This window comes from Streptococcus massiliensis DSM 18628 (genome assembly GCF_000380065.1).
Classification (GTDB): domain Bacteria; phylum Bacillota; class Bacilli; order Lactobacillales; family Streptococcaceae; genus Streptococcus; species Streptococcus massiliensis.
The window spans coordinates 26,019-37,100 of sequence record NZ_KB904369.1 but is presented as its reverse complement, the minus strand read 5'-3'; the positions used below and the strand labels follow the sequence as shown (position 1 = coordinate 37,100).

10 protein-coding genes, 2 tRNA genes and 1 rRNA gene are annotated in these 11,082 nt (G+C 35.3%); all 13 read right to left on the bottom strand.

Annotated features, from left to right (window positions below; genetic code table 11):
* Positions 1–108 (bottom strand): 16S ribosomal RNA (locus A3I3_RS0102120); the annotation flags it as partial.
* 281 nt (positions 109–389) lie between these two features.
* Positions 390–463 (bottom strand) — tRNA-Asn (locus A3I3_RS0102115).
* Positions 464–468: 5 nt separating this feature from the next.
* A tRNA-Glu gene (locus A3I3_RS0102110) sits at positions 469–540 on the bottom strand.
* 111 nt (positions 541–651) lie between these two features.
* Positions 652–897, bottom strand: coding sequence for a hypothetical protein (locus tag A3I3_RS0102105; RefSeq protein WP_018371087.1), 246 nt, complete (start codon positions 895–897; stop codon positions 652–654).
* A 172-nt stretch (positions 898–1,069) separates the two neighbouring features.
* A complete protein-coding gene (gene ftsH, locus A3I3_RS0102100) occupies positions 1,070–3,040 on the bottom strand; it encodes an ATP-dependent zinc metalloprotease FtsH (RefSeq protein ID WP_018371086.1) in 1,971 nt (656 codons plus the stop codon).
* A 16-nt stretch (positions 3,041–3,056) separates the two neighbouring features.
* Entirely contained in the window at positions 3,057–3,599 is a 543-nt protein-coding gene (gene hpt / locus A3I3_RS0102095; RefSeq protein ID WP_018371085.1) for a hypoxanthine phosphoribosyltransferase, read from the bottom strand.
* A 4-nt stretch (positions 3,600–3,603) separates the two neighbouring features.
* Positions 3,604–4,878, bottom strand: coding sequence for a tRNA lysidine(34) synthetase TilS (tilS, locus tag A3I3_RS0102090; RefSeq protein ID WP_018371084.1), 1,275 nt, complete (start codon positions 4,876–4,878; stop codon positions 3,604–3,606).
* A complete protein-coding gene (locus A3I3_RS0102085; RefSeq protein WP_018371083.1) occupies positions 4,878–6,158 on the bottom strand; it encodes a serine hydrolase in 1,281 nt (426 codons plus the stop codon). Before A3I3_RS0102085 ends, tilS begins: the two co-directional genes overlap by 1 nt.
* Positions 6,151–6,282, bottom strand: coding sequence for an SP_0009 family protein (locus A3I3_RS0102080; RefSeq protein WP_018371082.1), 132 nt, complete (start codon positions 6,280–6,282; stop codon positions 6,151–6,153). The genes A3I3_RS0102085 and A3I3_RS0102080 overlap by 8 nt, the downstream gene beginning before the upstream one ends.
* Positions 6,279–6,644, bottom strand: a complete 366-nt coding sequence (locus tag A3I3_RS0102075; RefSeq protein WP_018371081.1) for an FtsB family cell division protein — start codon at positions 6,642–6,644, stop codon at positions 6,279–6,281. The genes A3I3_RS0102080 and A3I3_RS0102075 overlap by 4 nt, the downstream gene beginning before the upstream one ends.
* Positions 6,637–6,903 (bottom strand): RNA-binding S4 domain-containing protein, encoded by a 267-nt coding sequence (locus A3I3_RS0102070; protein WP_018371080.1) that lies wholly within the window; start codon positions 6,901–6,903, stop codon positions 6,637–6,639. The genes A3I3_RS0102075 and A3I3_RS0102070 overlap by 8 nt, the downstream gene beginning before the upstream one ends.
* 85 nt (positions 6,904–6,988) lie before the next feature.
* Positions 6,989–10,495: a transcription-repair coupling factor gene (gene mfd, locus A3I3_RS0102065; protein ID WP_026129844.1), complete on the bottom strand. Its 3,507-nt coding sequence runs from the start codon at positions 10,493–10,495 to the stop codon at positions 6,989–6,991.
* Positions 10,488–11,057, bottom strand: a complete 570-nt coding sequence (gene pth / locus A3I3_RS0102060; RefSeq protein WP_018371078.1) for an aminoacyl-tRNA hydrolase — start codon at positions 11,055–11,057, stop codon at positions 10,488–10,490. Before pth ends, mfd begins: the two co-directional genes overlap by 8 nt.
* Positions 11,058–11,082 lie beyond the last annotated feature (25 nt).

Here is an 11,082-nt window from a genome sequence, read left to right as displayed (position 1 = left end):
GTTCGCAACTCATTAGATTAGTGCAAGCACCAATCCTCTGCGTTCTACTTGCATGTATTAGGCACGCCGCCAGCGTTCATCCTGAGCCAGGATCAAACTCTCATATAATTAGTTTGAGTCTACACTCATTCTGTCCACCGACAGATTTATTGTTTTTCTTTTGTTTGACGAGTCATACCTCTCAGTATAACCCCCCGCACATTGGTTCGTCTTGTTCAGTTTTCAAAGGTCTACTGCTGCCTCAGGGACAACTATATCAGTATATCATCACATAAACAACTTGTCAAGATCTTTTTATCAATTTTGACAAAGAATTAAATTTATAACAATGATTACTGATATATAATTAATAAATAAAAACCCTGAGCTAACAAGGTTTAAATAAATTACTCCGCCAGTAGGACTCGAACCTACGACATCATGATTAACAGTCATGCGCTACTACCAACTGAGCTATGGCGGATTATATAGTCCGTACGGGATTCGAACCCGTGTTACCGCCGTGAAAAGGCGGTGTCTTAACCCCTTGACCAACGGACCATTCCACAAAGACAAATACTATTATACCAAGTTCTTTGTCTTTGTCAACAGTTTTTTTAAAAAAACTATAATTTTTAAAAATACTCTCGACTTTATGTGAAAATAAAATCATTACTCCTTATTTTCTATACTATTTATGATAGAAATAATATGACGATGAAAGGTTATTCTAAAACAAAGTGGAAGAAATTCAGATGTATAAACAAGAGATGGTTGCTTTAACAAAAGATTATAAAGAACAAGTTCTCCCTCTTGTTTCCAGTCTACTATCCGCCAATTAGACAGATTATACTGCTTGCTGCAATTTAACACAATAGGTTCCACTTTTGAATAAAGATTTTTAAAAGCAATCTTCATGTTTGTCTCCTTTTTAATAGTATAAGCAAATACAGTTTATCAAAAAAATGAGCCAACCACTTATATTTTTCTATAATGTATTTTTAAAGCATTTATCTGTTTAGAAAATAGGTGACGATGACATTTCAGGATAGAAAAATCCGTACTCATATTTAAGGGTACGGATTATATATCAAGATTGTTCTTCCATTTTTGATTTTATTTCATCGTAAGAAAGAGCATGTGCTTCTTCGTTTTCATTTTCTGTATCATCAGGCATTTTACCTGTTTCATAAAGAGATTTAATTTGATGACTATCAAGTGTTTCATACTTGAGAAGAGCCTCGGCAATCAATTTGTGTGTTTCACGATTAGCTTGAATAATCTCAGCAGCCTTATTGCGCGCTTCATTCAACAAACTACGTACTTCTTCATCAATTTCATAAGCCGTTTGCTCAGAAATAGCTTTCTGAGGACTGTAAGCACCCGGCATTATCGCATGATTTCCTTCATATTGAACAGGTCCGAGTTTTTCACTCATTCCATATTCAGTTACCATGCTTCGCGCCATTTGAGTAGCTTGCTCAAAGTCATTTGAAGCACCTGTTGTCTGTACATTAAAGATAATTTCTTCAGCAACACGCCCACCCATTAGACCTGCAAGTTGCTCTTTCATATCTTCTTTTGACAGAAGCATTTGGTCCTCTTTTGGCAGGGCAATCATGTAACCACCTGCACGACCACGCGGTACAATCGTTACCTTATGAACGACACGCGCGTTTGATAAGACTAGGCCGACAATGGTATGTCCAGCTTCATGATAGGCAACCATTTGACGATCGCGTTCTGATACTTCTTTATCTTTCTTAGACGGTCCAGCAATAACACGATCTTCTGCTTCATCAATATCGTCGGCATCGATAACCTTTTTATTCCGACGAGCAGCAACCAAAGCTGCTTCATTAAGAACATTTTCCAAGTCTGCACCAACGAAACCAGGAGTTTGCTGCGCCACTAACTTCAAATCAACGTCATCAGCCAGCGGTTTATTTTTAGCATGCACACGTAAGATAGCTTCGCGTCCCTTAACGTCTGGACGACCAACCAAAACTTTACGGTCAAAACGTCCCGGGCGAAGAAGGGCTGGATCTAAAACATCACTACGGTTGGTTGCAGCAATAACAATGATACTTTCATTACCTTCAAAACCATCCATTTCAATCAAAAGTTGATTGAGAGTTTGTTCACGTTCGTCATTTCCACCACCGAGACCTACACCACGTTGGCGTCCGACAGCATCAATTTCATCAATGAAAATAATGGCACGCCCTGCTTTTTTCGCATCTTCAAAGAGAGAACGAACACGGCTAGCACCAACACCGACGAACATTTCAACAAAGTCTGAACCTGAAATACTAAAGAATGGCACACCAGCTTCACCGGCAACTGCTTTAGCAAGAAGGGTCTTACCGGTTCCTGGAGGTCCTTCAAGAAGAACACCCGCAGGAATACGTGCACCTAGTTTTTTATAACGTTCTGGATCCTTTAGAAAGTCTACAACTTCAACTAATTCTTGCTTTTCTTCCTCAGCACCTGCAACATCTGAAAATCTGACTTTAATTGTTTCTTTACTAGCTGTACGAGCCTTGTTACGCCCAAAGTTCATGGCGCCACGAGCACCACCGCCACCCTGATTCATCATCGAAAACATGAAAAACATGAAAATCACAAGTGGCCCAACAGAAATTAGGAGATTAAGCCACATTCCATTAGAGCTCTCACGTTTAATGTTGACGGTTACCCCTTTTTCGCTAGCAAGATTTTGTAGAGCTGAAATAGATGAATCCGATGGTAAAATTACTGTTGTAAATTTTGAGGCTGTCAAGCTAGATGGAGTGAAAAATTTAATTTCTGTATCATCTTTTATTTTTTTAGCTTTTTTATAGGTTCCAGAAACTTCAATAATGCTACCATTTGGCTGATAACTAATATCTTTTACATTCCCGTTTTCAATCTCTTTAACCAACTCTGTATAGTTGATTTGTTGGCTTCTAGCTGATTGACTACCCGCAAAGAAATATTGGAAACCTGTTATCAACACAGCAATCATTAGGAGATAAAGAATGGGATTTTTCACAAATCCATTATTACGTTTATTTTTCATCTAAATTTTTTAACACCTATCTTGTATAAATTTCTTCTTTTAGCACACCTACATAAGGAAGATTACGGTAATTTTCCTCATAGTCCAAACCATATCCTACAACAAACTCATTTGGAATTTCAAAACAAGTATAATCTGGTTCAATTTCTACTACACGCCCTTCTGGTTTGTCCAACAGTGTTGCAATTTTGATAGAAGCTGCCTGTCTAAAAGCAAAAAGTCCACACAAATCATTCAAAGTACGACCCGTATCAATAATATCTTCCACAAAAAGAACATGACGACCAGCAACATCCTGATCTAGATCCTTGATAATTTTAACTTTCCCGCTACTTTCAGTACCACCATGATAACTAGAAACGATCATAAAATCCATTTCAATATGAGTATCAATATGCTTGATTAATTCTGCCATGAAAGGAATGGAACCCTTAAGAATACCAACTAAAATAGGATTTTTATCTTGATAATCATGTGTAAGTTGAGCTCCTAATTGCTGAGCTGCGACAACAATTTCATCGTGAGAGATGAGAACTTTTTTTATGTCTTGTTCTAACATATTCTTACCTATCTAATTTTTGGATATATAGTTTACTTTTCATTATATCACTTTTTAGTTTTTGACTCAAATCACCAGTCACTAAACCTGCAATTCCTAGAATTTGGCCATCTTGTTCAATAATAAGCGCTTTTTCTCTTGCTCTTTGTGCAATCTTTTGATCAATAAAAAAGCGGCTAACCTTTTTATGATGTCCATTCTTTAGAAAAAAATCACCAGATTCCCGATTTCTCAAAAGAACGGGTGTTTCATGTGAAACCACTAGACTTGTGACGTGATCGCCAGAAAGGGGAAAACCAAATGAAAATTTGTAACCATCCTTTTCAAGGATATTTCCATATTCTAGCAAAACTTCTCTTGATTGACTATTGGTCCTAGGACCGATTTTTTGAATTAAAAATCTTTGGTAATCTTTTATTAATTCGTAACCATTTTTAAGAGGTTGACAATAATTTGCTTTCTTGTTTAAGATATGCAAAATTTGTTCAAAGTGAGCCCGGCCAAGTTGTAAATCAGGAAAATTAGTTAAATATTTTTCTAAAAGTGTCTCTTGTACAGGTTGACTTTGACTTTTAAAAAACGCTAGATCAGTTATATCTAATTGCGATGTTAGTTCGTCTACTGTTTGCTGCAAAGTGTTTAAGTCGGTTGCAAGATTAACCAAATATTCTTGAAACTGTGAATTTTCTTGTTCCAGTTCTGGAAAATATTGATTGCGAATTCGATTACGCAAATAAGTATTTTCGGAATTTGATTGATCCTCAAAGTGCCATATTTTCGGAAATTCCTTTTTTTGAAAAGGTAACAAAGGTCGAATAAGTTCACCGTTTCCAAACGGTTGACAATCTTTAATTCCAGTCAAAAAACGGACTCGACTTCCACGTAAAAGCCGCATAAAAATTGTCTCTGCCTGATCGTTTGCATGATGAGCTGTAACAAGTGCTGTACAATTTTCTTGCCTCATTATCTTTTTAAAAAAACGATAGCGAAAATCACGACCAGCAGCTTCAGAAAATTTTCCTTGAAAATATCCAACAAAAATAGGAAGTTCCAGTTGCTTAGCGTACTGGGTCAACTTTTTTGCTTCCTCATCAGACTCTGGCCGCTGACCATGATGAACATGTGCTAAGACTAGTTCAATTTCTAAATTCTTACGATATTGATAAAGAAAATGTAAAAGAGTCATCGAATCTAGACCGCCTGATAGAGCAATTAATACACGTTTGTGTTTCGTAAAATATGACTTATTCTGCACATGTTTTAAAAATTGTTGATCCATTATTTGAGGACTCCATAAACATCGTCAGCGATTTGAGTAATCGTGTCATAATTACTATTATTAGTGAAAACAACCAAAATAAAAGGAGTTTGTCCGTAGATAATCGCGGCATCATGCTTATAATCATAGGCATCTCCGATTTTATGGGCTACTTTAACAGAAATATTCTTAGAAATTCGTTGATCATCAAAATTAGTTTGTGACATGATATCTACTAGTCCAGAATTTTGATCATAAATTGCTTCTAAAATATGACCAACCATGTGTACTGATACTTCACGATTTTCTACATCCCATTTTTTTTCTGCCAAATGATTAATTTCTTTTTGAAAAGTCTTATCTGATTTATTCGTAATATAATAGCCTAAGATATTATGAGCAACATTATCTGACTCCTTAGCGACTCGATTCATCAAATCTGCCACAGTATAATCTTTATTATCTGCTGATTTAGGCAAACTTCCACTACCTTCTGGATCATAAGAACCTGAATAGTCATTAACTTCTGGAATATATTTAAGAGGTTTATTAGGATCCAATTTCCCCTCATCAATTAGTTTCTCTGCATAGTAAAGATAAGGAAGTTTAGATACGCTGGCAGAATAAAAAACTTGATCTGAATTGATGCCTACTTCTTGATTTGTGTCTAACTGCTTGACATAAATTCCATAATCAGCTTTGTTATATTTACTATCCAATAATTCCTGAACTTGTTCTATGCGATTATCTTGATCTGAAAGTTCTTTGATATCAACCCATCCTTGACCATCCACTAAGGCATATTGACCTCGGTTTGTTGTTGCTAATTGACTAACTGTCACTTTAGTATAAGGCTTTAATGTTGTCGCTTTTTTCTTAACACCAGCAAAGTAAGGTTGTTCATAAACCGTAAAATTTTTCTTAAGCCATTTTGTTATTGATACATTTTCTTGTTCTAAAATTACATCATCTATAATAGTTCGCTTATCTGCCACAATAAACTGCCCATTGGTCAACTGAAAAACAGGAATACCTGATGCGTTCACCTGAAATTGCTTAATAGATAAGGTCGTATTTGGTACAAGATTCCCAACTAAATCTTTCAATTCAATATCCTTAAAGGTTGAAATATTTGAGGTTACCACAGGGTGTTTTGGTAGATCTGTATAATAATTTCCATAAGGGCTACTAAATGCTACATAACGCTGTTCTTCTGTTAATTCTACATTTTTTTCTGTGCTAACTACAACACCTGGACCTAAAAAAACCGGCAGGAGTAACAAACCTAAAATTTTACGCATGGGTATCTCTTTTCTCCTCTCTTGGTCTTCCTGTTCTCAGGGATTGATTTTTCTCAGCTAAATCCTCTGATTTCTCATCTGAGTAAGCCAAAAATTTTTTTACTGTTTCTACGATATTTTTCATGGTAATAAATTGGGAATAGTATAAATAACTTCTCCTTCTTTAGAATATTGATACCGAGCACGGGCATACTTGGCAGCATAGTCTGAATTCTTCAGTCTTGCCGCTAAAGCAGCTTCTTCTTTTTGTGATTTTTCTAGATCCTTGTATTGCTGCTCCAATTCTGTCAACTGTTTTTCCTTTTGCAAAAGTGTCTGATAAGACTGCACTAGGTTGTAAGTTGGCAAAATAAACAATAAAATCACTAAAATCAAGACCCAACCCATAAAACGATTTTTCTTACGTCTTTCCTCTTCTAGATAACGCCGACGTTGATTTTCATCTTGAATAAAGCGATTATTTAACTGAACAATATTCTTAGGCATCTTCTTCTATCCTTGTTTCACTAATGATTTCGTACATTTTAACAGCGTCTTCTTTTTTGGTGCTATCCTTCATTTCCAGCACTTTGACTGTCAATAGTTTATTTCCGAAGCGAATTTCGATTTGATCATCAACTTTCAAATCTGTTGAACCTTTTGCTAAAATTCCATTGACCTTAATTCGTCCCTTGTCTGCGACTTCTTTTGCTACTGGCCGTCTTTTGATAATTCTGGAAACTTTTAAATATTTGTCTAATCTCATTTCTTACCTCATTTTCTTTTTAATATTCTACCACTTTTCCGATAAAATTCGGAATAAAAAGCAAAACTTTACAGAATTGTAAAGTTTATTTGCCCTTTCTGCCCTTAATTTCAACCAATTTTTCAGAAAATTGAAGTAAAGCCTCTAACATTTCATAGTCTTTCTTATTTCTGACGTCAAAAATAACTTCAAGTAAACCATTTTGTTCACCAATTCGTGCCTTGAGATTGGTCACTGACAAAGCCTCAAAGTAATCTTGTGTTAAAAAGATTTGCTGAGAAATCTTTTCAAATCGAACAAAAACGGTCTGCTGCCTTTTTTCAACAAGTTCCGCAAAAACTTGGTCTGTATAAGATTTTAACAAACCAATTTCCAATAAGTAAGCCACTACGTCTGGATACTCTCCAAAGCGGTCAATCAGTTCATCTTGGAGATGCTCATAGTTTACACGACTGTCAATCTCACGAATGCGTTTATAAATTTCAATTTTTTGTCGTTCATCCGAAATATAATCACTAGGAAGATAAGCATCAATTTGCAGAGATATTTCTGTATTCCCTTTTTGCCGAATCTTATCCTTTCCTTGCTTTCTTAAAATAGCTTCCTCTAAAAGTTGAGAATACATCTCAAAACCTACAGAATCTATAAAACCAGACTGAGAACTTCCTAAAATATCTCCTGCTCCACGAATGGATAAATCGCGCATAGCAATTTTAAAACCAGAACCCAATTCTGTAAACCCTTTAATCGCTTCTAAACGTTTTTCTGAAACTTCACTCAAAGACTTATCAGGACGATACATCAAGTAAGCATAAGCAATGCGGTTGCTACGCCCAACACGCCCACGAAGTTGATACAAGGTTGACAACCCCATATGGTCTGCATTTTCAATAAAAAGAGTGTTAGCGTTTGGAATATCAACTCCTGTTTCGATAATGGTTGTTGTTACTAAGACATCATAAAGCCCATTGATAAAGTCTAGCAAGGTATTTTCCAAGCGAATTTCACTCATTTGACCATGAACATAACCAATGCTTGCTTCTGGTACCAGCTCTTTTAACTCAGCAACTTTTTGTTCAATCGTGTCAACTTTATTGTAAAGATAGTAAACCTGTCCATTGCGATCCATTTCTCTTAAAATAGCATCACGAATCACTGTAGCATTGTTTTCTAAGACATAGGTCTGGACTGGGTACCGGTTGGTCGGTGGAGTTTCGATAACAGATAAATCGCGAATGCCTAACATAGACATATGCAGGGTTCTTGGAATTGGCGTAGCCGTCAAAGTCAAGACATCTACCTTGGTCTTTAATTCTTTTAATTTTTCCTTATGCTTGACCCCAAAACGCTGCTCTTCATCAATGATAATTAAGCCTAAATCAGCAAATTCAACATCTTTTGATAAAAGCCGATGAGTGCCAATAATAATGTCTATCTGCCCTTTTTTAACTTTTTCTAAGACCGTTTTTTGCTCCGTTTTAGTTCTAAAACGACTTAAAACATCAACATTGACAGCAAAATCATTAAACCGTTCTTTGAAATTTGTAAAATGTTGCTGAGCCAAAACGGTCGTCGGCACTAAAATAGCTACTTGCTTATGGTCATTTACCGCCTTGAAAGCAGCCCGCATAGCGACTTCTGTCTTACCAAAGCCCACATCACCAACTAGTAGTCGATCCATAGGACGACTACTTTCCATATCTTTTTTGACTTCCTTGATACTGCGCAGCTGGTCTGATGTCTCCACATAAGGAAAGTCCTGGTCAAATTCTTCCTGATGAACATCATCTGTGGAAAACTGAAATCCTTTCAGCTGACTACGTTCGGCATATAATTTTATCAAATCGTCAGCAATATCCTCAACTTGATGCTGCACTTTTTGCTTGGTTCTTTGAAAACGACCGTCATTTAATTTATTGATTTTAGGAGTTTTTCCGTCACTAGCAATATACTTAGACAGTAGATTGATTTGATCGACTGGGATAGAAATTTTGTCTGCATTTTGGTACTGGATTGTCAAATAATCGCGGTGAATACCAGCTACTTCTATCGTTTCAATCCCTAAATAACGACCGATACCATGGATGTTATGAACAACGTAATCGCCCTTTTCTAATTCATTATAATCCTTCAGGCGCTCAGCATTTGAAATATTTTGACGACGAATTTTTCGCTTGATCTTCTTTTGAAAAATCTCATATTCTGTAATCAGAACAATTTTTTCATCGACAAAATTAAAACCTTGACTGAGATTGCCTTGAACCAACTGAACAGCATTTTTGTAAATGTGCTTATCATTGATATAATTCAAATCAATTTCATATTCTTGTAAACTTTTTTGTAAAGTCTGTAAACTTGATGATGAATTTGCCTGCAAAATAACAGTATAGTTTGATTTTTTATAGCGTGCTATTTCTTCTTTCAAAAGTGAAAATTGGCTAAAAAAATCTTGCATAGGATATTGATGAAGCTGGTACAAGGCATCAAATTTTAAATTGCCTAGTCCCTTATGAAAATTAGAAAAGAAAGTAGCAGGTTTTCGTTTTCTCAGCTCTTGAAGATTTTCAGCAAAGTATTTTTGTTCAGAAGTAGCTTTACTATTTTGTAAATCTTCTGTCAAGATATTAGCTAATGTTAATTCAAACTGTTCTTCTTTATCTACAATTTTTGGATAATCATCAAAAAAGACCATTGTATTTTTGGAAAGATAATCTAAAATAGTCCAAGTTTTTTCATAGAAATAAGATAAGAATTTTCTAATATCAGAATGAAGTTTTCTTTCCCTGCTTGTTGCTAAAATCTCTTCCAAGTAAGATTTTAGGTTTGAGTTTACAGACTTGTCAATTAGCTTTTCTAATTGCTTCTGACCTCTAAAAAAATCATTTTCTGATAGCAAAAGGTCGCTTGCAGGATTGATAGTGATATGTTCTAGATTGTCTAAAGAAGTTTGACTTTCTGGATTAAAGGTACGAATGCCGTCAATTTCGTCTCCAAAAAATTCAATACGATAAGGCAAGTCTTCACTGACTTCAAAAATGTCTAGAATGTCACCTCGTAGACTAAATTCTCCTTGACTGAGAACCTGAGAAACTTTTTTATAACCAGCGTTTACTAGTATCTTTACAAGATTGTCAAGTTCGTATTCTGCTCCAACTGCTAAATTTATCTGATTTTCTTTATAATTTTTAGGATTAGGTAAAAACAAACGACTTGCTGCTACATTACTAATGATAAAAACAGGATACTCACGAGTTACTAAAACGTTCAATGCTTCCAATCGTCTGTATGTTTTTTCTTGAGAAGCAAAAACGAACTCTGATAAAGGATTATCATCTGCAAGAAAAGTGTAAACCTTTTCTTCTCCAACTAAACTTATCAAATCGCTAGCTAATTTTTCTGCCTCATTTTGTGTAGCAGTTAGTATAAAAATAGGTTCCCTAGTTTCTTCCAAGCTAGCTGCCATAGCAAGAGCTTTGGTTGATGAAGACAATCCTAACAATAACTGACGATATAATTTATTAAAGTTTCTCTTCCAATTATAAACTTCTTGGTTCTGACTAAATAAATCTACTATGTTCATTTTTCTAACCATTATATTTTTGCATTGTTTGTTCAAAATTTTGAATTTGTAAATAGTCCTTTACAGCACTGTCAACTTTATCCAGAGTATTTAAAATCAAAATAACATCATCCTTATCGAATTTTCCTAGGACATGATGAATGACGGACATCCCCTCTTTTGGTCTACCGATTCCAATTTTAATGCGTTTAAAATCCTGGCTATCTATATGCTTGATGATTGACTTGATACCATTATGCCCGCCTGCTGAGCCTTTACTGCGTAAGCGAATTTTACCAACTGCCATATCTAAATCATCATAAATCACCAATAAATCATCAATATCTAAACCGTAGTAAGATAAAAGAGCATGAACAGCTCTACCACTCTCATTCATAAAAGTGAGTGGTTTGGCAAAATACACTTTTTCTCCATTCAAAAAAGTAGATGCTATTTCTACTTGAAAAATTTTATCTACTGTAAACTTTAAGTCAAGTTCTTTACACATTTTGTCAATTAACATAAAACCAACATTATGCCTAGTTTCAACATACTTATCTCCAGGATTTCCTAGACCAACAACTAATTTTGTCATATTGCTCCTTTACAAACGCCAAAAG

Excerpts from the sequence above, each read along its gene's own strand:
- mfd (WP_026129844.1), bottom strand. The coding sequence starts at position 10,495 with ATGGTTAGAAAAATGAACATAGTAGATTTATTTAGTCAGAACCAAGAA.
- A3I3_RS0102080 (WP_018371082.1), bottom strand. The coding sequence starts at position 6,282 with ATGAAAAATATCGTAGAAACAGTAAAAAAATTTTTGGCTTACTCAGAT.
- tilS (WP_018371084.1), bottom strand. The coding sequence starts at position 4,878 with ATGGATCAACAATTTTTAAAACATGTGCAGAATAAGTCATATTTTACG.
- A3I3_RS0102070 (WP_018371080.1), bottom strand. The coding sequence starts at position 6,903 with ATGAGATTAGACAAATATTTAAAAGTTTCCAGAATTATCAAAAGACGG.
- A3I3_RS0102075 (WP_018371081.1), bottom strand. The coding sequence starts at position 6,644 with ATGCCTAAGAATATTGTTCAGTTAAATAATCGCTTTATTCAAGATGAA.
- A3I3_RS0102105 (WP_018371087.1), bottom strand. The coding sequence starts at position 897 with ATGAAGATTGCTTTTAAAAATCTTTATTCAAAAGTGGAACCTATTGTG.
- pth (WP_018371078.1), bottom strand. The coding sequence starts at position 11,057 with ATGACAAAATTAGTTGTTGGTCTAGGAAATCCTGGAGATAAGTATGTT.
- hpt (WP_018371085.1), bottom strand. The coding sequence starts at position 3,599 with ATGTTAGAACAAGACATAAAAAAAGTTCTCATCTCTCACGATGAAATT.
- A3I3_RS0102085 (WP_018371083.1), bottom strand. The coding sequence starts at position 6,158 with ATGCGTAAAATTTTAGGTTTGTTACTCCTGCCGGTTTTTTTAGGTCCA.
- ftsH (WP_018371086.1), bottom strand. The coding sequence starts at position 3,040 with ATGAAAAATAAACGTAATAATGGATTTGTGAAAAATCCCATTCTTTAT.